Below are 24,494 nucleotides of genomic sequence, written 5' to 3' on the forward strand. Positions count from 1 at the left end.
TCTTTGTGGGTAATTAAGGTGATACAATTTGTCATCAATTCTTTAAACATTTTGGGTGTTTTTTAATGGACTTTTTGGCGGATTTTTTATTGCGTTTATTGGCTCAATTCCAGTCTCCGACTTTGGGTTTTTTGATTGGTGGTATGTTGTTGGTGGCTTGCGGCAGCAAATTAACCATTCCAGATGCCATTTATAAGTTCATCGTTTTTATGCTGTTGATGAAGATCGGTCTGAAAGGTGGCATGGAAATCAGAGACGCCAATCTGGCTGAGATGTTTCTACCAGCTGTGATTACCATCGTCATTGGGGTGGTCATTGTGTTGCTGGGCATTTTGTTCTTCTCATTCATATCGAGCATCAAAAAAGAGGATGGTTACGCCACGGCTGGCTTGTTCGGTGCCGTCAGTGCTTCCACTTTTGCCGCGGCCATGGTGTTGTTGGAAGAGGAGGCGATTGCTTATGAGGCTTGGGTGCCCGCTTTGTATCCTTTCATGGACATACCGGCCTTGGTTTTGGCCATTGTTTTGGCCAATGTTTACATGAAAAAACAGCAGCAAGGCAACACAACTGAAGTGAATGTTTGGGGCATCATCAAAGAAAGTTTACAAGGCTCGGCGTTATCGGCTTTGATATTAGGCTTGGCGCTGGGACTTTTCACCACCCCAGATAAAGTGTTTGGTAGTTTCTATGAACCGCTGTTTCGTGGTTTCTTATCGATCTTGATGCTGATTATGGGCATGGAGGCTTATGCCAGAATCCATGAACTGAAGCGGGTTGCACAGTGGTATGCCGTGTATGCCTTTTTTGCGCCCATAATACATGGTTTGTTGGCTTTTGGATTGGGCACACTGGCACATTACTGGGTGGGTTTCAGTCCAGGTGGTGTGGTGTTGTTGGCGGTTATGGCTGCATCCAGTTCAGACATTTCAGGGCCGCCGACCTTACGCAGTGGCATTCCATCGGCCAATCCATCAGCTTACATTGGTGCATCCACCAGTGTCGGTACACCAGTGGCAATCGCAGTATGTATTCCATTATTTATCGTGATGGCTCAAACAATTTTCGAGGTTTAATTCAATCATGACTCTACATGTAGCAGAAAAGGTGGTTATCATCACCGAAAAAATAATCGCCAAAGGCGTTTGTCAGATCATTGATGGGTGTGGTGCAACTGGATACACCATCGTGCCCGCTGGCGGCAAGGGCAGTCGCAACATGAGATCCACCACCGAACGTGCTTCTGTGGTGGATGATTTTGCTAACATCAAAATAGAAATCATTGTCAATGATTACGCCATGGCTGAGGCCATCATGGATCAAGTCAAAGATAAATACTTCAATAACTATTCAGGCATCACTTACTTAGAAGACATTAAGATATTGCGTCCTGAAAAGTTCTCATAAAGTGGGTGGTTTGAAAGATGTCAGCTGAAATTAATGTCATAGGCCTGAACTTGGTGGTGATGCTGTTATCCTATTTCTGGATATACCCCAAATTTTGTGGTGCAGACATCAAAAAAATCATCAACAATGACTTGATTGCCACCGCTTTGGTGCTGATGGTGGTTGGGTCGGTTTATTGGGGATCTGGTGTCGAATTCAGTTTGTTGTTTTTATCTGTAAACTGGTTTTGGTTTACACTTACTACCTATTTGTTATTGGAATTGCCTTTTATGCTTTGGTATTTCAATAAATATGATGTTTGGTCTGACTTAGATAATTAGGAGGTTTTAAAATGGATACAACTTTTTTAGCAGGTGTCAGCAATGAGTTTTATGCAGGTTGGGGCACATTGGCATTGATCAACTGTGTGTTGGCTCAAGGTAAAAATCGCAGCGGCTTGTTGTGGTTGGTGCTTTCTTTGTTTATTGGACCCTTTGTGACACTGATTTTGGCATTTTTATCCAAGCCAAGTCACAAATAACTGCCATAAATTTCAAGCATCAACCAGTCCCTGAAGGTCTGTTTCTTAGGCAGGCGATGCAGCCCTTGAAAAGTACCAACAAAGCAATAACTTACTGTGTTTATTTGTTCTGGTGAAGGATGTCAGCTAGAATGAGGCTCTCTGACAGCAGATCTATGAATTAAGGAATGATTATAGTACCCACTGAAAAGCGCTTTGATTGGCAAAATGCACCGCTTGTGCTGTTTGCCATCGTGGTTATCAATGTTTTGGTTTTTTATGTTTACCAAACCGGCGATACCGATCATTTTGAAGAAGCCGTTAATCTGTATGTTTCAGATGGTATTTATGACAATGAGAAACAGCTTTATGAGGATTTCTTAGTCGCCAATGAATCACTGGAAGCATTGAACTTATTTCGCGAAGTTCAAGCCCACCCACAACCCACTTATGCGGCATTTATAATCCTCCAAGACCAAGCATTTTATGAGCACATGCTGGCCAACGCAGCCGAATTTTTTGCCGCAGATTATTACGTTTATTGGGAGTACCAAAGGCAATACATCCATGACATGATGTTTGAGGTCAGTTACCAAAAACACGGGCTGGTTGCAAAAGACATCAAAATAACATCACTGATAACCCATCAGTTTTTGCATGGCGGTACCATGCACCTGCTGGGTAACATGTTTTTTCTGATTATTTGTGGCTTTGCGGTTGAAGCCAGTTTAGGACATAAAAAGTTTTTGTTGTTCTACTTACTCACAGGCATTGGTGCTGGTCTCGCTCAAGCTGTTATGGATCTGGACAGCGATGTGCCGTTGATAGGTGCATCTGGCGCCGTGTCAGGTGTCATGGCGATGTATTTAGGTATATTCCGATTGAAGAAAATAGAGTTCTTTTATTGGTTCTTCGTTTTTGTGGGCTACTTTCGGGCACCGGCACTGTTTATTTTGCCGTTTTACATTGGCAATGAACTGTATTCCATGTGGTCTATGCCAGAAACCAACGTGGCTTTTATGGCCCATGTGGGTGGCTTTGTGACCGGTGCCATTTTGATTGGTTTATTGGTCTGGTTAAAACCAGAAACTTTAAACCAACAATATATTGATGAGGACCAGGCCGCCAACCCGGAACAGGTCAGTCTCAATCAAATTTATCAAAGCCTAGAAAAATACCAGTTTGATAAAGCGCTCAAACAGGTTAACCAACACATTTCAGATTATGGCCCTGATTTCAATTTGAAAGTATTGAAGTACAAACTGCTGCAAGTGACAAAGCCCGAAATGGCTGCTGAATACTTCAGTTCATTGGTGAGCACAATCAAGCCCAATCACCAACAATTAGCCAAGATAGAAAAGATGTGGCAGGCATTGTCAAAAGATGAGCGGGTGATTGATGCCGAAGCACAATATAAGTTGGCATGGAACTTCATTACTGTCCCTGACTACATTGATGAGGCCATCAAAATCTTCCAACAAATGTACCAGGCAGATAACAAGCATCCTGCTTTGAATGTGTTGGCGAAAAAAATAGCTTTTGCTTATAAACGGCTGGAGAATCGGGCTGAAACTGATAAATACATGGCCTTAGCCCAGGAGCTCAGTTGATGGATCAGACTTGTAAATACCACCCGTTAGAAACCAGCACGTATTACTGCCCTGACTGTGAAACTAACTGTTGTGACCATTGTGTTGACGATTCCAGGTACAACCCAGTGCCGCGTTGTTTCCAGTGTAATCATGAACTTGAAGCCAGTGGGCCTGGTAACATTGAACCTTTTTGGCGCCGATTGCAGCAAAGTTTTAAGTACCCACTAGCAACCCAATCATTGGTGTTTATTTTGGGGCTTTCGGTGTTGTGCTCAATTGCGCTGTATTTGCCTTTTGCTTTAGTCATATACTTGGCGTTGTTTGGCTCAGGCTTTAAATATTGTTTGAGTTGTTTGAGCCACACGGCTGATGGTTACATGACCCCACCAGAAATCACAGAAGCTTATGTCGGTGGTTTCAAAAAGATGTTGGTGTTGATTTTAATGGTGTTTATCACCAGCACAGTGACTTATGCCGTGGATAAATACCTGGGTGCCGCCTTAGGTGGGGTGGTGGCCTTGCTGGTGACACTGTCGTTTCCTGCCATCATCATCAATTATGCCATCAGCGACAACATGTTTGAATCATTGAGCCCAGCTAATATATTGAATTTGATGAATTCAATCGGATTACCTTATGGCCTGATTCTGGCTTTTATATTGATCATGTCCGGTTCAATTGCAGTGGTTTACCAGCTGGTTGCTTGGGTACCCTCAAGTCTGGATTCAGTTTTTTTGTATGCGGTGACCTTTTATTATTTGATTGTGCTGCACCATTTGATGGGCTACATGGTGTTTCAATACCAAAGTGCATTGGGTTACAGTGCTCGGTTGCAAGGTGAATCAAACAAAAGACGTGGCTCTCATCAAATAGCCATGGCCAAGATTTCGGCATTAATCAAAGAGGGAGAGTTCAATGCTGCCAACATCATATTCAAAGAACAAGTGAGTCTGAACAATGATCAGTTGGCTTTGAACATGCAGTATTTTGACTATTTGTTAGCGACCAGAAATGCCGATGAATTGGCCACATTTGTACCTAATTATTTTTTGCAATTGGAAAAGCAGGGCAGGTCTGATCTTATCAGTCGCAGTTACAAGCGTTTGTTACATAAACTCCCTGATTTTGAGTTGATCGATCCTGCGTTGAAACTGTTGATCTCACAAGCCAGTTTTGATCAAAATGATGCTAAAACAGTGATTAAGTTGTTACATGGCATACACAAGAAGCACCCCGAATTTACTGCTATGATTCCAGCTTTAACCCTTTTGATTGATGCTTTAGGGGAATTTCCTCAATACAACAAACACGCCCAGGCCTATAGAAAAATGATTCATCGCATGAATAAAGTTGATTCAAATCAATAGAATTGAATTGCATCTTTGGCATAATAGAAAACTGTTTAATGATTTTGATTTGATTAAGTTTTCTATGAAAAAACCCAACCACCAAGTATGGATAAAGTTCTTGTTGCTGTGTTCGATTTTATTCGCCTACTTTTTTTACCTGAGTTACCAGTATGATTTTTTGACAGGTGGAGTGGCTGCGCTGATTACGTGGAGCTTTTTTGTTTTGTGTACACCAATCGCTGATGCAGGTTTTATGCTGGACTTCCCAATTAGGCTGTTATTTGGTGTGCGTATGATTTGGTCTGAAGTTGTGGTCTGGGTGATTGCCATAGCAATCAATTTATTGGCATTGAGTTATTTCAGTCAGTATTACCAAACCACTTTTGTCACTCAAACCATGCAGGTTATATTAACCACACCGAACCCATATTGGTTGGTTATCTTGCTTTCCGCATTAGGCACATTCTTATCGATTCGTTTTGGTGATGAGTTGATGGATGTTTTGCATCATAAAGAAAGGAAGTTTTACCTCAGCAACCATTTCAAGCATGAAGTGATTTTATTTGTTTTCTTTTTGGTCGTTATATTCGGTTATTACAAAATCATTTCGAGTTTGGGGATTGAAGTGGCTTAAAAAAACAAGTTGCTTCAGTCTTATATATGACCCTCAAATGTGGGGTTAAAGGCAGTCCAATTGGGTGCACGACCGTGCCAATTGGGCTTCTATTTAATTGATTTCCAAAACATCCATGCAGTGAGACCAGCTGTGATGATGGCCGAGTTGGGGCTCCAGGCCACCCAAGTGCTTGATTGGTCCAGGCTGTACAGCAAGGCGGTTGTGATCAAACCACCGACAGTTAACAAGGTGTAGCGGTTCTTCTTGGTTTCCTGCATCTGGGCTTGATGTTCCAGCTGTTGTTCGATTTTGATGTGTCTGGGCAATGGTTTAACTTGCAGACTCAACAACTGATGCACCAACATCGGTGTTTCTGCTGCTTGTTCGATCCACTTGGGTAGATTTTCTTTCAGTTTTTCCAAAGAGTGTTCAGGGCCATAATGTGTTTTCATGATGTCACGCAAAATGGGCTCTGACAGTTGCCATATATCCAATTGAGGATAGAGCTGTCGACCTAAACCTTCGATGTTTAGTAAAGTCTTCTGCAGTAAAATCAATTCTGGTTGGACAATTAACTTGAAACGTTTGGCCATTTGAAATGTTTTTAGCATCACTTCACCGAATGAAATTTCTTCAATCGGTCTGGACATGTACGGCTCACAAATAGTACGCGTGGCTGACTCTAAATCCTCTAGGTTGGTGTCTGCAGGAACCCAGCCTGACTCAATGTGTAACTCAGCCACGCGCCGGTAATCTTCTTTGAAGAAAGCCATGAAATTATTCGCTAAGTCAACACGATGACCTTTAGGTAAAGAGCCACAAATCCCAAAATCCAAAAGCAGGATTTGAGGGTCCTCAGGGTTTTCCTTACTGATAAAAATGTTACCTGGGTGCATGTCGGCATGAAAGAAATTATCCCGAAAAACTTGGGTATAAAAGATTTTAATGCCTTTCTCTGCCAGCTTTTCAAAGTTAATGCCCGCGGCTTTCAGTCCCGCAAAATCTTTGATTGAAATACCAAAAATGCGTTCCTGCACCATCACTTTCTCTTTGCAAAAGTCCCAATAAATATTGGGGATGTATAAATCTTTTGAGTCTTTGAAGTTTTTCTTTAATACCGAAGCATTGGCCGCTTCACGTTGTAAATCTAATTCATCGTAAATGGTTTTTTCAAACTCTGCGACTATTTCAGTGGGGTCTACCTGCACGCCTGGGTTTAAATTATTTTTTGCGAAAGAGGCCAGTGCTTGCATCAGAGTCACATCACGTTTGATGCGTTTACCAATACCTGGCCGCAATACCTTGATGACCACTTCATCGCCATTTTTTAATTGGGCAGCATGAACCTGCGCAATTGATGCTGATGCCAGCGCTGTTTCATCTACAGAGGCGAATTGGTCCCTGATTTCAGCAGGCAGTTGCTCTTGAACCACTGCCTTGGCTTCATCCCACGATATCGGTTCGACATCATCCTGAAGTTTTTCCAATGCTTGGGCTATTTCAACTGGGATCAAATCAGGCCGGGTTGAGAGGGTTTGGCCCAACTTGATGAAGATTGGGCCCAATGATTCAAGTGCCCCTCTGACGCGTTGTCCTTGGCTCATGTGCTTCAAACCTTTGACCCCAAAGGGTGAGAGCAGGTTGATGACAGCAAAAAAGTTGATGCCTCTGGCTGGCATCAGTCCGCTGATTCGGTAGGCGGCCAATGTGTGGGCAATTTTTAAAAGCCGGAATAGTTTCATGGGTTGTCTGTTTGGGTTATTTGTTTTATTTTTCTTTCAATCCGATCGGTATCGGCGCGCAAGTCATCGACGTTGTCCAAAAAAGCTTCCATTTCTCTGGGTGAAACCAATTCACGGTTTTCTTCAAGCAAATATTCCTTGCTGCTGGTTTGGAATGAATTGATTAAGTTGCTGCCCGCGGATTTGATGCTTTTTATGAATTGGTTGACGTGGTAGCCGGGTACCTCGCCCAATAAATCACACCAAGCCTCCTCCCAATCAGGTTCAAGCTGCTTTAAAAAGTCAGCCATGAATTGTCCGGTGGTGGCATCGCCGTTGATACTGACACCATCCAGTCCAGGAATGTGTTGGTTGGTACTCATGGCGAATAGCGCAGTGGGTTTGCCACTGATGGTGGTGTCTACTTCTATCGAGGTATCGGTTTCAACACTTAAAGTATCTTCATGGATACAGACCACCACTGATTGATTAATCGGTTGGATGGTGATTTTGACCTTCTTGTCAGCATGGTGGGTCAGTTTTTTGCTGGATTTCTGGTCGTACTTAAGTAGTTTTTGGATGGCATTTGAGAGTAATTTAGCCAACATCGTTGAGCCACTTTTTAGTTGCTGGTTGTCCGTTTCATTCATAATTTGTAGCCTTTGTGAATGGCCACGATGCCACCACTCAAGTTCTCATAGGAACACATCTCTAAACCTGCTGCTTCAAACATTTGCTGTAAGGTCTCTTGGTCAGGGTGTTGCTCAATCGATTCCACCAGGTATTGGTACGAATCACGGTCACCGGTGACCATGTGACCTATTTCTGGCAGCAGTTTGAATGAGTATACGTTGTAGAGCTTTTTCAATAGGGCGTTGTTGACTTTTGAGAACTCTAAAACCATGGCTTTGCCACTGGGCTTCAGTACCCGGTACATCTCGTTCAAGGCCTGTTGTTTGTTGGTCACATTCCTTAAACCAAACGCCATGGTGATGGCGTCGATGGAATTGTCTTCAAAAGGCAATTTCTCAGCATTCATTTGGATGCATTCAAAGCGGCCATAAAAGCCGGCGTCAATCATGCGATCTTGACCGACATCCAGCATGGCTTGGTTGATGTCGCCGATGATGACTTTACCAGTTTTACCAATTTGCGGCATCATCAGTTTGGCCACATCACCCGTACCTCCGGCTAAATCCAGTACCAAGTCACCTTCATGGATGCCGCTGCTGCCAACGAAATGGCGTTTCCACAAGCGGTGAATGCCACCGGACATCAAATCGTTCATCAGGTCGTATTTGCTGGCCACAGAGGTAAACACTTTACCTACTAAATTTTCTTTTTCATCGGCAGCCACTTGTTTGAAACCGAAGTGGGTGGTTTTATCATTCATCGGCTTTATCCTCTTGCTTTTCAAACAGTTTTCTTTTTAAGCGAATCAAGGCGGAGATATCTTCATCGCCATGCCCCATTGCCATCAGTTGTGCATACGCCTCAATGCTGTCATTGATCAAAGGTAACGTTGCGCCGGACTCCTGCACGGCGGACTGACAGATTTTTAAGTCTTTGTGGAGTAAACTGAGCTTAAAACCCACATTGAATTCATCGTTGACCATGGTATTACCTCGGTTTTCTAAAAACCAGTTACCCGCGGCGCCAGCGCTGAGAACCTCGATGGTTTTTTTCATATCCAAATTACAATTTTCTGCCATGGCCAAGGCAGAGCAAACTGCTTGAGCGACACCAGCTACCATCACTTGGTTGACTGCTTTGGTGGCTTGGCCTTGGCCGACTCGGCCCATGTGAGTGATTTGACTGCCTATGGCTGCAAAAACATCAGACGCCCTTTTGTACTGTTCACGGTCTGCACCGACCATGATTGACAACGAGCCTTTCTTAGCGCCTTCCACGCCGCCTGATACGGGGGCATCAATGAAACTGATGCCTTGTGAAGCCAAATCGTCTGATAAAGTTCTGGCGGTGTTGGGGCTGACCGTTGAACAATCAATCACCACAGCACCTGGTTGCAGGTGATCGATGAAACCATGTACCACTTGTTTTAAATCATCGTCTGCAGCCACGCAAGTCAGCACACAGTCGGCTTGAGAAAACAGTTCTTCATCGTCCTCAAACTCGGGTAAATCCAGCTCATTACTGATCGCAATGGCTTTGCCTTCTGTGCGATTTTTTACGCCAATGAGTAATTCATTGTCTTTGAGGTTTCTGGCCATCGGACGGCCCATGGCGCCTAAGCCATACACCACCACTTTATTGAGTTTGTTTTCGCTCATTTTCAGTTTTATCTTGGGTTCAATGGTGCAGCATTATAACCGATTGGTGTGAGGGTAAAATCAACAGAAGTAACTTTTCAAAGCACTGAACGTTTATTCACCAGAATTGGGTTTAACCATTGTGGATTTATTGTGCGGTGTTGCTTGACTAATTGTTAAGACAACCCATGTATAATCTCGATAATATATTATTCAGGAGTAGGTTTTAATGAAAAGAACAATCGTTTCAATGTTCGCAGTTGCGATGTTGGTGGCTTGTGCCCCGAATAAACAGCTGAAACAAAATGAGTCAGCTGCGGTTGATTCAGTAAAAAGTGAAGACTCAAGGGTGTTTACCCAAGATTATGACATGCGTGAGTTGGATAATGGCCTGAAAGTCATTGTGGTAAAAACCGATTATCCAGGTGTGGTGTCTTTGCAAATTCCGGTACAAACAGGGTCGCGAAATGAAGTTGAGCCTGGCAAGTCTGGTTTTGCGCACTTTTTTGAGCACATGATGTTTCGCGGCACAGAGAATTTCTCGCAAGAACAATACGGTGCCATGTTAAAAGAAGTGGGGGCTGACCAAAATGCTTACACCACCGATGATTACACCAACTACCATGTGACATTCATCAATGAAGACTTGGAACGCATGTTGATGTTAGAGGCCGATCGTTTTCAAAATTTAAAGTATTCAGAGGCTCAATTCAGAACAGAGGCTTTGGCAGTCAAAGGTGAATACCTGAAAAACAGCGCCAATCCTTTCAGTAAAATGTTTGAGACAGTCAGAAAGAACGCCTACTCAGAGCACACTTACCGTCACACCACCATGGGCTTCATTGAAGACATTGAAGATATGCCCAACCAATTGGAATACTCGTATGAGTTTTTTGATCGTTGGTACCGCCCTGAAAAAGCCGCCGTGATTGTGGTGGGTGATGTTGATGTTGAAAACACCCATGCTTTGGTTGAAAAGTACTTTGGCCCATGGGAGCGGGGTAATTATGAAGTGGAGATTCCTGTTGAACCAGCGGCTGAAGGGACTCAGTACCATCACATTGAGTGGGAATCACAAACCTTACCCATGCTGGGAATGGTTTTTCGAGGACCTGCTGCCGATCCTAATCAAATAGACAAATCAGCTTTGGACATGTTGGGGCAAATCTATTTCGGCCAAAATTCAGATGTTTACCAGGATTTGGTGGTCAATCGCCAATTGGCTGATGCTTTGTTTTTCTACTCACCAGATCGAAAAGATCCGGGCTTAATCTACATTTTGGCACGCTTGACCAGTGCGGATAATTATCCTGCTGTCAAACAAGCCATGCTGGATACGATTGTCGCCGCCCGCACTGAAACGGCTGATGAAATGCAACTGAATGACATCAAGTCAGCTGCCAGATACAGTTTTGCTAATTCACTGGATAACTCTGAGGCCATTGGTGACATGTTGGCATCAGTGGTGCAATACAACAGAGATCCAGAGCACATCAATAAACAATACGCGCAACTGGATGCGGTTACCGCAGCAGATGTGAAACAAATTGCTAATAAGTACTTGGTTGATGATGGTCGCACAATGGTGACTTTAGCTCAAGCGGAAGCTGTTGATGGCATTGATAATGATTTCCTTTTGGCAGAACTTGTGAACGCTGCCAAACAACCTAAAGAGGCGCGTTACCAAATCACAGACATGTCGAATTCCAGTGACATTGTTGATGTGAATTTTTTATTCAATACAGGCCCAGCACAAGATCCAATAGGTAAAAAAGGTTTGGCAGCATTGACGGCTTCTATGTTAACCAACGGCGGTTCAGCCAGTAAATCAATCAAAGAAATTCAGAAAGCCATGCTACCAATGGCCGCCTACTTCAACTCTCAGGTCGATAAAGAAATGGTTTCTTTGAGTGGTCGGGTGCACCGCGAGAAAGCCGATGTTTGGTTGGATTTGGTGCTGGACAGTCTTTTAAAACCTGGCTTCCGTGAAGATGATTTCAAGCGTTTGAAAACACAGTTAATCAATTCAATTCAAACCGACTTAAAACAGAATAATGACGAAGAGTTGGGTAAGGAAGTCCTGTACCAAAAACTCTACCCGGGACACCCCTATGAGTCTTTGAACTCAGGTCATGTCAGTGATTTGGAAAGCATTACGTTGGATGATGTAAAAATGTTTTATCAACAGCAGTTGACTCAGGATAATTTAAATGTGGGAATCACAGGTAATTTATCGGCTGAGTTAAAACAAATGATGTTGGATCGCATCACCACTGAATTGAACGTCAAAGGCACCGAGAAAGTGGCCATTGATGCGGCACCAGAATTCACCGATCGTCATGTAACAATCGTTGAGAAACAAACCATGCCAACAGCTGTTTCATTTGGATTCCCGATTGAAGTCAACCGCTCGCACCCAGACTGGGTGGCACTCTGGCTGGTGCGTTCGTTCTTGGGTGAGCACAGAAATTCCAATTCATTTTTGTACCAAAGAATCCGTGAAGCTCGGGGTATGAATTACGGCGACTATGCATACATTGAATATTTCCCCAGAGGCATGTTCAGAACCCAGCCCAATGCCAATCTGGGTCGTTCAGAACAAATTTTCCAAGTCTGGCTGAGACCACTGCGCAACAACACAGACGCTCATTTTGCTACCAGAACAGCCATGTACGAGCTGGAGAAGTTGATTGAGAATGGTATGAGTGAAGAGCAATTCACTGCCACCAAAGCATTCTTAAGTAAGTATGCTGGGTTATTACTGAAAGGTCAGGATCGGGTGTTAGGTTATCAGATGGATGCAGATTTTTATGGCACCACTGACTTTGTCACTCTGGTCAAAGAGGGCTTGGACAAGCTGACAGTTGATGGTGTTAATCAAGTCATCAAGAAACACCTGCAGACTGATGACATCCAATTTGTATTCATTACCAGTGACGGCACTGACATGAAAAACAGATTGGTTAACGACACCACTTCAGCCATGACTTACAACTCTGAAAAGCCAGCTGAGTTATTGGCAGAGGATGAAGTGATTCAGGATTATCCGTTGAAGATTGAATCAGAAAATGTAGACATCGTACCAATAGATGACGTATTTAAGTAATTGATTTAACTTGAAGTGTAAGAAATAGCCAAGGCCTCAAACCTTGGCTTTTTTTATGTGAATCGCTTATTACTGTGGATCAGCGGTGATGTACAGTTCAACCCGGCGGTTTTGAGCTCGCCCATATTCGGTGTTGTTATCAGCGATGGGCTGTGACTCACCCAATCCCAAAGGGGACAGGCGGTTTCCGGGAACACCTTGAGCAGCCAAATAATCAGCAACACTGTAGGCGCGCTGATAAGATAGTTCGCGGTTGTATTCATCTTTACCAACTGAATCAGTGTGACCAATCACATCCAAGACCGTGTCCTTATATTTATACAGCACTTTAGCAACAGCATTAAGACTGGGGTAAAAGCTGCTTTTGATGTTGTATTCAGCAGTGTTGAAAGTGATGTTGCTCGGCATAATGAGTTGAATTTGGTCACCATCTCTGCGCACCTGCACTCCGGTGCCTTGTAGTTCACGACGTAATTCGGCCTCTTGGTGATCCATGTAGGCACCCACCCCTGCACCAATGGCGGCACAACCTGCAGCTGCATTACGGGCACTCTTAGAGTCTCTGGTAGCGCCTATCAGGCCGCACACAATGGCACCTGCAGCGCCGTATTTGACACTTTTACGTACTTTTTGGTCACCGGTATAGGGATCATTGGTGTAACAGCCTGTCAGTAAGATAATGGCAATAAATATCGTTGTTGTTTTCATTGAATAATTGTCATGTTTTTTTAAGTGTGCTCATAATAACTAGGTTTGGCTTAATAATTCGTGAACGAATCGTTGTTTTTGGGGAACATAAAAAAAGGGGTCAATGACCCCTTTTTTATTACTTGTGGCTGAAATTATTCTTTTTCATCATGGTGCATCGACAGTGATTTGTCATGCCTGTAGATGCCGTAACTTGAACCACTGAAAGAACCGTTAAAATTTTTGAACATTTCTTTGACTTTTTTCTCTTTCATGTGACTCATGGCAAACTGGTAGAAGTTTTCTTCCATCGGTGCCATGTCAGCAAAGTTTTTAAATGGTGTGGCCAGCATCACCCTGTGATCGCCACCAACTGGATAGCTCCATGACCAGCTTCTTGGCCAATCATTCTCTTTCGCTAGGGTGCTCATTTGTTTGATGGCATCTGATGCCTGACCACCTTTGCCTGGTTTAATATTCCAGTATGTGACGCCGACATAATTGGCCTCAACACCTTCACCCCAATTGCTGTTGTCCATATCAACTTCGCCAAAGTTATGCATGTATTTTTCAACATGAGGGTGAACATTTTCGTTGAAATGGTTGCCTAGGGTTTCGTTGGACCATTTGCGGTAACTGTCTTGCTCAGCCCATGGTTGGCAGCATGACCTGACAATGTAGCGATTCAGTGAATCACCAGTAACCGGCCTGTATGTGTCCCAATGACGTGTGTCGCCGTTGTCGTGGCGAAATTTAAGGTGTGCCTTCAGCGCTTCCTCAAATTTAGCCTCATGACCGGCTTTTGGAATCATGGTCCAAGCATCTGAGATGACTTGAGGTGGTTTGTCCTCTGCTACACACAAAGCAGGAACAGTTAATAATAAGAACAGAATTGAATAAACTTTATTCATTGATTTTCCCCTATATTTTTTGCCAGTCAGAACTCATCTTTCTGATCAGCTGTTTTAGGGTTGACGTTGTTAACATCATAGTACATAAATTCATGATTGTCTATGTTGTTGATTTTACTGTTAAATTATTGGGTGTGTTTGATTTTGCAGAATACATCAAAATTTCGTACAGTGTAAATTTCTAAAATGTGTGATTTATTGCTGCTCATTATTATGAACAAATTTGCCTTAATTATTTTGCTTGGTTGTTGGTTCGTTCAGCCAGTATCGGCCATCTTTATGGCAGTTTTTTGAAAAACTTGACTTGCCTCTTATCCCCAAAGTCGATCAACCCTCATCCAGTCGAATGACTCCGCGTGTTTTGGCTTCAACGGCTGCCACTCAAAGGTATAGTATGAATACCTATCACTGGGCAATGTTATGGGTGAGCAAACATTTCCGCTGTTGTTATATATTTGTGGTTTAAATGAAGAACTCGCTGCCATGGTGTCGATTGCTGGTGATGGCAGGGCCGCTTTCAATGCCGCAGGATGTGCACTTGGTACGGTGCCATTATGGGCTTTTCATGGTGATGCCGATGGTGTGGTAGGAATGAATGGACCCGCACCCCAATCAATCAGATATTGGCTTGGGATGCATCGGATCCTGATGATGTCAGTATGGTGATATATCCTGGTGTGGGTCATGATTCATGGACCAGGACCTACAATGGCAGTGCTGATTTTGATGTCTATCAGTAGTTACTGACTGACAAATAAAAGCTGATAACCTGTTTGTTCTTAAAAATGAATGCTGAAAACTGTGAGGTTATGGTTGTTACATTTGTTTGGAGCTGATTCTGGGTTGGACTTTGAGGTTCATCAATTTTCTTATTTCGTAAATCATCACCCCTTGGGTGTAGTTCAGAAAGTAGTATTTTTGAAACGTGTCTTCATCTTCTTCAAGTGTCGACTGGTATTTCTGTTGGTGCGCTGCTCTGGCTAACCCAGTCCACTCGGTGGCATCAATCTGAGAGTGGGGGTCATTGAAATTCAAGGTTCTGATAGATTCAGGCGCCAAAGCAAAATCTATGTCCAGTGGATAGCGCAATGCGAACTCACCCGTGTCTGTTAACAACACTTGTAATTGACAATAAGGGTTAAATCCATGGTATTCGCCGTCGCTGTTGGCTGCTTTTAAAAACACCAAAAAGCGTTCGCCTTCACCGTCACGGTCTGGATAATAACAAACGTGATCGTCAAAACCTTTACTGCTGACAATCAAAAGCTCGTTGCGTTGTGTACCCTTGTATGGCACCAACACGTTCAAAAAGGCTTGTCCTTTGGTATTGATATCACGGGTTTGTTCGTAATCAACATTAATCACTTGTGCCACAGCGACCACATCAGCCCATTCGGCTGCAGCCGCGAATGACTCGAACTTAATCGGCTGGATGTCTTGGTAATCAAAACTGAAGTCTCGGTTAGCCTCTGGCAATAAATCACTTTTGGTCGATTGACCCGAAGCTGATATAGCAATTATGAACATCACCATGAACAGTAGGTATTTAATACGCGTTATGTTTTTCATGTACTTTCAGACCACATTTTTACTTGGAAATTCCATTTAATGAAGCAATTTTTTCACCCAGCTTAACAGCTGAACCAGCTTGCAGGCCAGTTTCAAATGTAACGGTATTTTTGGGAAATAAAAGAACCACTGTTGAACCCATGTTAAAACGGCCCATTTCTTCGCCTTTTTTATACTGACTTTGCCCTTGCACCAAAAGATCGGTCACTTGGGAAGCATACGGCGGTGTAATAACTCCATTACTGACGGTCTCAATGCTCGAGACCAAAATGGCGCCTACATAGACATAAGCCACATGTCCAATGGGGGTGTGCAAATGATTGATTAACCGTTCATTGCGAGCGAATAACCGTGGAATTTTCTGCGTGGTCCAGTCAGCCACACTGAATAAGCGCCCGGGTACATGGCGCATACTTTTGAGGTCACAATTTAAAGGTGCATGGAGGCGGTGGTAATCTTTGGGTGACAGATAGATGGTCATGAATTGGCCATCAATAAAATCTTCCGTCATTTCTGTGGCCAACAAGTCGCTGATGCTGTAATGGTGTCCTTTGGCTTGAAATATGGCGTCATGTTCAATCGCGCCCATCTGTGATATGACGCCATCAACGGGTGACACCAAACTGTCTTTGCTCTCATCGATTGGACGTGTGCCGTCTTTCAGTGCTCGGGTGAAAAAAGCATTGAAGTGTTCATAATCGTCATAGTTTTTTGATGCTGCTTCATCCAAATTGATGTTGAATTTGTTGATCATGAGATTCAAGGTCATGTTTTTTATCGGCTTGAATCGAATGCGCATCAAATAATACATCAGCCTGGATAACAACCGATGCGGCAAGATGTATTGAAAAACCAAGGCCAATTGCTTCATGCTGACTCCATTAATAAAGCCAAATCATGGGTGATTTCGTTGATGTCATGCGGTGCGGTAAAAATCCCAATGCGCTCGCCTTTTTCATCTAAAATAAAAAGGGCCGATGCATGATCAACATCATAAATTAAATCACCGGGTTGATGCTCAGCCACTTTATAAGCCACACCAATTTGTGAGGCAATTGATAGGATGTTTGGCGCATCTCCAGTTAAGGCATAAAACTCAGGATTGAAAAAATTGATGTAATCATTCAGTAGTTCTGGGGTATCACGATCGGGGTCAACCGAAATGAACACAAACCTTGGGCTTTCGATGTTTTGCTCGGTTAAGCTTTTATCTATTTTTTGCATGTCCAATAAAGTGGTGGGGCAGATGTCAGGGCAATTGGCAAAGCCAAAGAACAACACTGAAAAGTCACCCTTGAAATCTTCCGCTTGCCATGGCTGGTTTTTGTGGCTAACAAGCTCAAAGCCTGAGAAGGATTTTCCTTGAGGAAATAGCTTCAATGCTTTGAAAGGTAATTCATGGATGCTACCTGCATCATTTTGCTGACAACCAGAAAGCAAGCCACCCGTGATCAGCAACAACATAAGACCAGTGATATTTTTTAACATAATCATTAATTTGGGGATTGACCTAAATGACAAAAACAGGCATTGTATAACTTTTTTTGTGAAGGCGAAATAAGTGAGCACAACACTCAGGGAATTATTTGACCAATCAGTGGGTTTTTTATCGAGCAGGAATTTATATTATGGTCATGGTGTAGAGACTGCAGAGGATGAAGTTCTGCTGTTATTGATGTTCGTTTTGGACATGGATTATGCCACATTCAACACCCAACCTGACTATGAAGTACATCCCGAACAAAAACTACAGGCCGAGAACCTGTTGAGAAAAAGGGTTGAACAGCGCATACCGATGGCATATGTGGTTGGTTTTTCTGTGTTTGCTGGTTTGCGTTTCAAGGTTGATCACCGTGTCCTCATACCACGTTCGCCTTTCGCTGAATTGATTGACTTGGGATTCAATCCCTGGATAGGGTTTGAGACAGCAACCACCGTACTTGATTTATGCACTGGGTCAGGCTGTATCGGATTGGCCATTGCTCATTACTTCGAACAAGCACAAGTTGATGTCTCTGACATCAGCAGTGATGCCTTGGAGTTGGCCAAGACCAACAAAAGACTGCTGGGTCTGGGGGCCAATGTCAGTGTGATTGAGTCTGATTTGTTTGCTGAGATTTCAGGTCAATACGATTTGATTGTCAGTAACCCACCGTATGTTGATGAAGAGGAGTTTGCAGCGTTACCGGATGAATACACTTATGAACCGAAACAAGCCTTGGTGAGTGATCGTTCAGGCATGGAAATTCCAGTGAAAATTCTATTCGAAGCGCCCAACCATTTGAGTGAACAAGGCTTTTTGTTTTTGGAAGTGGGATACAATGATGAGGTGCTGGAGGATTTTTTTCCTGACATCTCATTCGAATGGGTTCATTTAAGCATGGGTGGCCAAGGAATATGTGTTTTTAGCCGCGAGGATTTGTTAAAGTACAACCCTTTGTTTAAATCGTTTCTTCAAGACAATGTCACATAATACATTTGGTAAAATCCTTCGTTTCACTTCTTTTGGAGAGTCCCATGGCAGCACCATTGGCTGCGTCCTTGACGGTTTTCCGCCAGGTATGTCAATCACGGCCGAAGAAATCAAAAGCCAATTGGTTCGCCGTGCCAGTGGCCAGTCTCGGCACACTTCACAACGCAAAGAGAAAGACGATGTGCAAATCGTCTCAGGCGTGTTTGAGGGTGTCACCACAGGGCACCCAATTGCTTTGATCATTGAAAACACCGATGCCAGGAGTAAGGATTACACCAACATCGCCAAACAAATTCGTCCGGGACATGCTGATTACAGTTACTGGAAAAAGTATGGCGTGCGTGATTATCGCGGCGGTGGACGTTCATCCGCCCGTGAGACCACCATGCGTGTGGCGGCAGGTGCTTTGGCACGCAAATGGTTATTCGATAATTACAACATCACCATCACTGCTTGGTTGGCCCAATTGGGTGATATTGAACTGGAAGCAGGTGATTTATCCCGAATTGATGAAAGTCCGTTTTTTACTGGCGTCATTGAGCGGGTGCCAGAGTTAGATGCTTACATGGATGCTTTACGAAAATCTGGTGATTCAGTTGGTGCCAGAATCAATGCCAAGGCGGTTAATGTGCCGGCCGGTTTGGGAGAACCTGTTTATGGCAAGCTGGATGCTGAGTTGGCATTGGCGATGATGAGCATCAACGCCACCAAAGGGGTCGAGATTGGTGCTGGTTTTGATGCGGTTGCGCAAAATGGCACAGTGCATCGAGATGAAATCATTGATGATGAATTCACCAGCAATCATGCCGGTGGAATTTTAGCAGGTGTTTCAACCGGTCAAGACGTGACTTTGAGTGTGGCTTTTAAACCCACCTCTTCATTAAGGATACCAGGAAAAAGTATCGACATTGATGGCAATGCCATTGAAGTGGTCACCAAAGGCAGACATGATCCATGTGTTGGTATCCGTGCCACACCCATAGTTGAAGCCATGATGGCCTTGGTGTTGATGGACCATATCATGCGGCATAATGCCCAAACCCAATCTGAAAAAATAGCAAAATAATATGACTAAAAAATACAATGTAGCCGTCGTTGGGGCCACCGGTGCGGTGGGCAAAACAATGCTGGAGATTCTGCAAGAAAGGCAATTTCCAATAGCAAACCTTTACCCTTTGGCCAGTGAAAAAAGTGCTGGTGAATTGATTGATTTCAATAATAAGCAGGTGCGTGTGGGTAATTTAGCCGAATTTGATTTCAAACAAGCAGATTTGGCTTTGTTTTCTGCTGGTGGCAGTGTTTCGGCACATTATGCGCCGATTGCAGCCAATGCCAAATGTGTAGTGATTGATAATACCTCTTACTTTCGCAATGAAGAGGATGTGCCATTGGTGGTGACTGAAGTTAATGCCAATGCCATCGAGTCGTATCAAAACACCTACATCATTGCCAATCCGAATTGTTCCACCATGCAGATGTTGGTGGCGTTGGCTCCCATTCATAGTAAGGTCGGTATCGAGCGAATCAATGTGGCCACTTATCAGTCGGTATCAGGTGCTGGTAACAAAGGCATTGATGAATTATCAGAACAGACCAGATCTATATTGAATTTCAAGCCGCTGAAAACCCAAGCCTTTTCCCAGCAAATCGCTTTCAATGTGATTCCACAAATTGATCAATTTCAAGACAATGGTTACACCCGAGAAGAAATGAAAATGGTTTGGGAAACTCAAAAGATTCTTGGTGACAGGAGCATTCAAGTCAATCCAACATGTGTTCGTGTACCAGTTTTTTATGGTCATGCAGAGGCAGTACATATTGAGACACGCGAAAAGATAACCGCAGATGAAGTGAAGCATTTGATGCAGAATGCCCCAGGTGTTGAGTTGCTCGATGATCCAGCTTCGTTGGGATTTCCAACTCCAGCAGTTCACAGTGCGGGCAATGATGCTGTGTATGTGGGTCGAATTCGTGAAGACATTTCCTATGAAAACGGCATCAATCTATGGATTGTGTCAGATAATATCCGCAAAGGTGCGGCCTTAAATAGCGTGCAAATTGCTGAGGAATTAATAAAAATACTGGATAAAAGAGTAAGTTAGCACACTTTTTTTAGATAAATTCTTGGATTTTTATTGTAGAATTAGTTACCATCAATAACGATATCCTTATAAAACAGAGAAGCATTGGGTAAATTATGAAGCAAAAATTGATTTTATTGGCCTTGGTTATAGGCTTAACCATCGTCTCACAGTCATCATTGTCGCTTGGAATGGGCAAAATACAGGTGTATTCTGCCTTAAACGAACCACTGAGATCTAGCATAGACTTGATCACCAATGCCGAAGAAGAGCTGGGTGAACTTCAAGTCCAATTGGCCAGCAGTGCAGACTACCAGAAAGTTGGATTAGATAAATCGTTTGTGCCAGCAAATATCATGGTTGCTTTCGATGAGGAAAATCCCTATCAAATCAATGTGACTTCCAATGGTCCTGTCACTGAACCCATTGTGAGTTTGCTGTTAGATGTGAATTGGAGTAACGGCCGAATTTTACGAGAATTTACCATATTGCTCGATCCACCGGTATATGAGTCGAGTAACGTCACCGCTGCATTGAATAATGATGTTGTGGTTGAACCCATAGTTGAATCGGAAGTCATTGAGCCTGTGGCTGAAGAAGAGGCGACTCCTGCTGAAGAAATTGCAACAGAGACTGTCACCTATACCAATGAAGATGTGGCTGAATATGAGCGCCCATCTGAGCAAGTCACAACAACTGAAATGTTGGCTACAACCAACCCCGATTCAATAACGGTTCAAACCGGTGATACCTTATGGAGCATAGCCAATAACAATAAGGCCGGGGATTTAACCACCCATCAAATGGTTATGGCTATTTACAACGCCAACCCCAGTGCTTTCATCGACAACAACATCAACCAATTAATCAAGGGCAGCGAATTGAACTTGCCCGATGCGGATGATGCCAGAAACATTGCCTATTCTGAGGCACTGGAGCAGGTCAAGTCACACAACCAGTCATGGGCACCATCGAGCCAAGACTATAGTTCCATTCAAACTGAAACAGCAACACAAGACAGTTATCAAGAGCCTGCCTCAAGCTTAGACTATGGCGTGCAATTATCAGGCAGTGACGCTGGTGATTCCGACAATGGTCAAAGCAATGCAGATGAAACTTCTGCTGAAGCTGCGATGGCAGCTGAAGAGGACTTGTTGACCACTGAATCAGAAAACAGTGAATTGAAAGAGCGTATTTCAGAGCTGGAAGAAATTGTTGATCAACAACAGGAAGTTTTAGAAATTGCAGATGATGGCTTGGCCAATTTGGAAAACCAATTGGAGCAAGCAGGTGAAGAAGTTGACGAAAATATAAATGATAACTTAACCGTTGATAATGGTTCTGATGCAGCTGCCACAGCCGATGATGTTTGGGATACAGTTAATGATGACTCAGCCACCGAGGGTGAATTGAGTTTGGCAGTTGATGGTATCGATGATACCGCAGCTGAGCCAAACATTGAGGCCGATGATGCAGAGCAAGCCAGCACTGACAAACCAGTGACATCTTCCTCAATTCCTGTGGTAAAACGCAAACCAGAACCTTCGTTTGTTGAAAAAGCCATGGGCTTTGTCATGGACAACCTGATGTGGTTATTGATTGGTCTGGTGGCATTAATTGCGCTCTTGTTTGTACCAAAAATGTTGGGTGGCTCTGGCGACGATGAGGAAGAAGGAGGAAGTTTCCTTGATGACATCAAAGGCCGTGATAAACCAGAATCTGATGGCAGTGAAGATTCAGCTGACACTAAAATGAATCAACCGTTGATGGATGATACCAACCAAGCCGATGAATTTGAGTCAGATGAAGATGATGTTTTGGCAGAATTGGACAGCAGTATTGACTTCGATGGGGATGATGGTGACACAAGCGATGAGGGTGACGAGTTCTCCAGTGACCTTGATGAAGAGATAGAAACAACCAAGGTTAAAGAAGATGATGGCTTTGATTTGGACGGCTTTTTGAATGACGATGATGACTTTGACAGTAACATGTCTGACACAGTTGATCATTCTGAAACTTTGGCTGGTGTGAACTTTGATGATGACGAGGACGCCAAAGTGGATGACGCTGAGGTCGAGTCTATGACAGAAGATCCTTCAGATGATGAAGCTGAGGACGATGCGGTTGAAGTCAAAGCAGATGACTTAGATGATTTTGATTTGGATGATTTTGAACTTGATGAAGCAGAAACCAATGATGCTGATGAAGACTCAACAGATGAAGCCGATGAAGTTTTGGCTGATTTAGAAAATGAGTTGGATGACATCATGTCTGACGGAGAAGATGATTCTAAAGACTCAAGTGATGAAGATGCAGATGATTTCAGTTTTGATGATGAAGCCTTTGATTTTGATTTAGACGAGGAACTGGAAGAATTAGAGCAAGCAGATGACATCGAAACCAGTTTGGCAGATGAGGCTGTTGAAGCAGTCGCAGATGCTGTGAACGATACTTCAGAAGCAGCAGAAGATGAATTTAACAATATGCTGGATATTTCTGAAGAAGACAGTCAAGATAGTTTTGAGGATGATGATATGGAGTCTGGAGTGGATGATGAAATTGACCTGGGTCTAGAAGATCTGATGGAAGACGCTGATGCCATCAGCACCAAATTAGATTTAGCCAAAGCCTACATAGAGATGGGTGATGCAGAAGGTGCTAAGAATTTGTTAGACGAAGTTTTTGCAGAGGGCAGTGAAGAACAGATTGCAGAAGCCAAAAACTTAATGGATAACATGTGATGCAATGCAAGCGTTAAATTGAATGAAGCATTGACGACATTCATTTATAATAAGCCGGATTTTTTAATTCGGCTTTTTTTATGCGCATAGCCTTTGGTGTTGAATATGATGGCCAACCTTTTTATGGCTTTCAAACTCAGAAACAAGAACCCACTGTTCAGTCATGTTTAGAAAAAGCAGTCAGCAAGGTGGCAAACCATCCAGTCAGGGTCATCTGTGCTGGACGCACCGACACTGGTGTCAGTGCCACCCAACAAATCATCCATTTTGAAACCACGGCAGTTCGCACTCCCAGACAATGGGTGCTGGGTGTCAACACCGCCATCCATGAGGGCGTATCGGTACTTTGGGCAAAACAGGTTGATGATACATTCCACGCTCGGTTTTCTGCCACCAGTCGCAGTTACCAATACCGTATTTTATGCCGCAAAGTGCGTCCGGCCATTAATCGTCATCAACTGACTTGGGTGTTGCCACCGCTGGATCATAAAAAAATGCATGAAGCCGCTCAGTATTTACTTGGTGAACATGATTTCAATGCCTTCCGTTCCAGTAAATGTCAGGCCAATAATCCAGTGAGAACCATGCATGAAGCGCGTGTTTATCAGGTTGGGGATCATATCATTTGTGAATTCAGGGCCAACGCTTTTTTGCACCATATGATCAGAAATATTGTTGGCACATTGCTTAAAGTAGGTAAAGCAGAGCGGCCTGTACAATGGGTTGAAGAGGTGTTGCTAGGTAAGGATCGCACCAAAGCAGGGATGACTGCACCACCTAATGGACTGATGTTTACTGGTGTCACGTATCCCCATTCCTATAGAGTCCCTCCAAATGAAACAGATTAAAGTTAAATTCTGTGGCTTAAAAAAGCACCATGAACTTCATTGGGCAGCAGAATCGGGTGCTGATGCAGTCGGTTTTGTATTGGTTGAAAAAAGTCCTCGTTATGTTGATATGGAGTTGGCCAAAGAACTTATTGATGCCGCCAAAAAAATGCAATTAATCACAGTGGTCTTATTTGCTGATCACCCAGCAGAATATGTCAATAAAGTGATTGATTCTTGTTATCCAGATGTCTTACAGTTTCATGGTTTTGAGACGGCTGGGTTTTGTGAGCAGTTCAAACACCGTTATTGGAAGGCCATACCCATGCTCAGCACAGCTGATTATCTCAGCTATTTTGACCAATACCCCAACGCCGAAGCTTTTTTGTTGGATACTTTTGGTAAACAGCAGTCGGGAGGTTCTGGACACGCTTTCGAGTGGTTCCAATTTCCTGAACAACACAAAGAAAAAATGATTTTAGCTGGTGGTTTACATGAAAACAACGTCGCCGATGCGATACTCTCAACTGGTGCCGAATTTATTGATATCAGCAGTGGAATTGAAGAAATGAAAGGCGTAAAATCGGCCAATAAAATGATGTCTTTTATGCAACAAGTAAAAGCCATTGAAATAACATAAAAAAC

24 protein-coding genes are annotated in these 24,494 nt (G+C 43.4%); 15 read left to right on the forward strand and 9 right to left on the reverse strand.

What is annotated here, in order from left to right:
• Positions 1 to 65: 65 nt before the first annotated feature.
• The 7 genes from QNI24_RS09960 to QNI24_RS09990 all read left to right on the forward strand — a co-directional run bounded on the left by QNI24_RS09960 (position 66) and on the right by QNI24_RS09990 (position 5,478).
• Entirely contained in the window at positions 66 to 1,073 is a 1,008-nt protein-coding gene (locus QNI24_RS09960; protein WP_267176896.1) for a sodium-dependent bicarbonate transport family permease, read from the forward strand.
• 7 nt (positions 1,074 to 1,080) lie between these two features.
• The gene (locus QNI24_RS09965; RefSeq protein WP_267176897.1) at positions 1,081 to 1,404 is read left to right on the forward strand and encodes a P-II family nitrogen regulator; all 324 of its coding nucleotides are present in this window, start codon (positions 1,081 to 1,083) and stop codon (positions 1,402 to 1,404) included.
• Between the two features lie 17 nt (positions 1,405 to 1,421).
• Positions 1,422 to 1,724, forward strand: a complete 303-nt coding sequence (locus QNI24_RS09970) for a hypothetical protein (RefSeq protein ID WP_267176898.1) — start codon at positions 1,422 to 1,424, stop codon at positions 1,722 to 1,724.
• A gap of 11 nt (positions 1,725 to 1,735) precedes the next feature.
• Positions 1,736 to 1,924, forward strand: coding sequence for a hypothetical protein (locus QNI24_RS09975; RefSeq protein WP_267176899.1), 189 nt, complete (start codon positions 1,736 to 1,738; stop codon positions 1,922 to 1,924).
• A gap of 167 nt (positions 1,925 to 2,091) precedes the next feature.
• Entirely contained in the window at positions 2,092 to 3,513 is a 1,422-nt protein-coding gene (locus tag QNI24_RS09980) for a rhomboid family intramembrane serine protease (RefSeq protein ID WP_267176900.1), read from the forward strand.
• A complete protein-coding gene (locus QNI24_RS09985) occupies positions 3,513 to 4,862 on the forward strand; it encodes a hypothetical protein (RefSeq protein ID WP_267176901.1) in 1,350 nt (449 codons plus the stop codon). The genes QNI24_RS09980 and QNI24_RS09985 overlap by 1 nt, the downstream gene beginning before the upstream one ends.
• Before the next feature lie 64 nt (positions 4,863 to 4,926).
• Positions 4,927 to 5,478, forward strand: coding sequence for a hypothetical protein (locus QNI24_RS09990; protein WP_267176902.1), 552 nt, complete (start codon positions 4,927 to 4,929; stop codon positions 5,476 to 5,478).
• Positions 5,479 to 5,567: 89 nt separating this feature from the next.
• Here the strand turns inward: QNI24_RS09990 and ubiB are convergent, their stop codons facing one another.
• The 4 genes from ubiB to QNI24_RS10010 are packed head-to-tail and all read right to left on the reverse strand — an operon-like array spanning position 5,568 to position 9,472.
• Positions 5,568 to 7,202, reverse strand: a complete 1,635-nt coding sequence (gene ubiB, locus QNI24_RS09995; protein ID WP_267176903.1) for a 2-polyprenylphenol 6-hydroxylase — start codon at positions 7,200 to 7,202, stop codon at positions 5,568 to 5,570.
• A complete protein-coding gene (locus QNI24_RS10000; protein ID WP_267176904.1) occupies positions 7,199 to 7,831 on the reverse strand; it encodes a ubiquinone biosynthesis accessory factor UbiJ in 633 nt (210 codons plus the stop codon). Before QNI24_RS10000 ends, ubiB begins: the two co-directional genes overlap by 4 nt.
• Positions 7,828 to 8,574 (reverse strand): bifunctional demethylmenaquinone methyltransferase/2-methoxy-6-polyprenyl-1,4-benzoquinol methylase UbiE, encoded by a 747-nt coding sequence (ubiE, locus tag QNI24_RS10005; RefSeq protein ID WP_267176905.1) that lies wholly within the window; start codon positions 8,572 to 8,574, stop codon positions 7,828 to 7,830. The genes QNI24_RS10000 and ubiE overlap by 4 nt, the downstream gene beginning before the upstream one ends.
• Positions 8,567 to 9,472 (reverse strand): NAD(P)-dependent oxidoreductase, encoded by a 906-nt coding sequence (locus QNI24_RS10010; protein ID WP_267176906.1) that lies wholly within the window; start codon positions 9,470 to 9,472, stop codon positions 8,567 to 8,569. The genes ubiE and QNI24_RS10010 overlap by 8 nt, the downstream gene beginning before the upstream one ends.
• A 208-nt stretch (positions 9,473 to 9,680) precedes the next feature.
• Between QNI24_RS10010 and QNI24_RS10015 the strand changes: the two genes are divergently transcribed.
• On the forward strand, positions 9,681 to 12,557 hold the full coding sequence (locus QNI24_RS10015; RefSeq protein WP_267176907.1) for a M16 family metallopeptidase: 2,877 nt from the start codon (positions 9,681 to 9,683) through the stop codon (positions 12,555 to 12,557).
• Positions 12,558 to 12,626: 69 nt separating this feature from the next.
• Here QNI24_RS10015 and QNI24_RS10020 read toward each other — a convergent pair whose 3' ends face one another.
• Both QNI24_RS10020 and QNI24_RS10025 read right to left on the reverse strand, forming a co-directional pair.
• On the reverse strand, positions 12,627 to 13,265 hold the full coding sequence (locus QNI24_RS10020) for a YiaD family glycine zipper/OmpA-like lipoprotein (protein ID WP_267176908.1): 639 nt from the start codon (positions 13,263 to 13,265) through the stop codon (positions 12,627 to 12,629).
• A 134-nt stretch (positions 13,266 to 13,399) separates the two neighbouring features.
• Positions 13,400 to 14,155 (reverse strand): hypothetical protein, encoded by a 756-nt coding sequence (locus tag QNI24_RS10025; protein ID WP_267176909.1) that lies wholly within the window; start codon positions 14,153 to 14,155, stop codon positions 13,400 to 13,402.
• 420 nt (positions 14,156 to 14,575) lie between these two features.
• Here QNI24_RS10025 and QNI24_RS10030 point away from each other — a divergent pair, with 420 nt between their 5' ends.
• Positions 14,576 to 14,821 carry a hypothetical protein gene (locus tag QNI24_RS10030; protein ID WP_267176910.1) on the forward strand — a complete coding sequence of 82 codons (246 nt, stop codon included), beginning with the start codon at positions 14,576 to 14,578 and terminating at the stop codon, positions 14,819 to 14,821.
• 150 nt (positions 14,822 to 14,971) lie between these two features.
• Here the strand turns inward: QNI24_RS10030 and QNI24_RS10035 are convergent, their stop codons facing one another.
• Genes QNI24_RS10035 through QNI24_RS10045 form a run of 3 tightly spaced genes read right to left on the reverse strand, consistent with a single transcriptional unit; the run spans position 14,972 to position 17,212 of the window.
• Complete coding sequence (locus tag QNI24_RS10035; RefSeq protein ID WP_267176911.1) at positions 14,972 to 15,724, reverse strand: hypothetical protein; 753 nt, start codon at positions 15,722 to 15,724, stop codon at positions 14,972 to 14,974.
• 19 nt (positions 15,725 to 15,743) lie between these two features.
• On the reverse strand, positions 15,744 to 16,595 hold the full coding sequence (asd, locus tag QNI24_RS10040; protein ID WP_267176912.1) for an archaetidylserine decarboxylase: 852 nt from the start codon (positions 16,593 to 16,595) through the stop codon (positions 15,744 to 15,746).
• Complete coding sequence (locus tag QNI24_RS10045) at positions 16,592 to 17,212, reverse strand: SCO family protein (RefSeq protein ID WP_267176913.1); 621 nt, start codon at positions 17,210 to 17,212, stop codon at positions 16,592 to 16,594. Before QNI24_RS10045 ends, asd begins: the two co-directional genes overlap by 4 nt.
• Before the next feature lie 73 nt (positions 17,213 to 17,285).
• Here QNI24_RS10045 and prmB point away from each other — a divergent pair, with 73 nt between their 5' ends.
• The 6 genes from prmB (at position 17,286) to QNI24_RS10075 (ending at position 24,489) form a co-directional block, all read left to right on the forward strand.
• A complete protein-coding gene (gene prmB, locus QNI24_RS10050; RefSeq protein ID WP_267176914.1) occupies positions 17,286 to 18,197 on the forward strand; it encodes a 50S ribosomal protein L3 N(5)-glutamine methyltransferase in 912 nt (303 codons plus the stop codon).
• Positions 18,187 to 19,263 (forward strand): chorismate synthase, encoded by a 1,077-nt coding sequence (gene aroC / locus QNI24_RS10055; RefSeq protein ID WP_267176915.1) that lies wholly within the window; start codon positions 18,187 to 18,189, stop codon positions 19,261 to 19,263. Before prmB ends, aroC begins: the two co-directional genes overlap by 11 nt.
• Position 19,264: 1 nt before the next feature.
• A complete protein-coding gene (locus QNI24_RS10060; RefSeq protein WP_267176916.1) occupies positions 19,265 to 20,299 on the forward strand; it encodes an aspartate-semialdehyde dehydrogenase in 1,035 nt (344 codons plus the stop codon).
• A gap of 95 nt (positions 20,300 to 20,394) precedes the next feature.
• Positions 20,395 to 23,022 carry a FimV/HubP family polar landmark protein gene (locus QNI24_RS10065; RefSeq protein WP_267176917.1) on the forward strand — a complete coding sequence of 876 codons (2,628 nt, stop codon included), beginning with the start codon at positions 20,395 to 20,397 and terminating at the stop codon, positions 23,020 to 23,022.
• Positions 23,023 to 23,102: 80 nt separating this feature from the next.
• Positions 23,103 to 23,870, forward strand: coding sequence for a tRNA pseudouridine(38-40) synthase TruA (gene truA, locus QNI24_RS10070; RefSeq protein WP_267176918.1), 768 nt, complete (start codon positions 23,103 to 23,105; stop codon positions 23,868 to 23,870).
• Positions 23,857 to 24,489, forward strand: coding sequence for a phosphoribosylanthranilate isomerase (locus QNI24_RS10075; RefSeq protein WP_267176919.1), 633 nt, complete (start codon positions 23,857 to 23,859; stop codon positions 24,487 to 24,489). The genes truA and QNI24_RS10075 overlap by 14 nt, the downstream gene beginning before the upstream one ends.
• The last annotated feature ends 5 nt before the right edge of the window (positions 24,490 to 24,494 follow it).

The organism is Marinicella marina (assembly GCF_030065545.1).
GTDB lineage: Bacteria > Pseudomonadota > Gammaproteobacteria > Xanthomonadales > Marinicellaceae > Marinicella > Marinicella marina.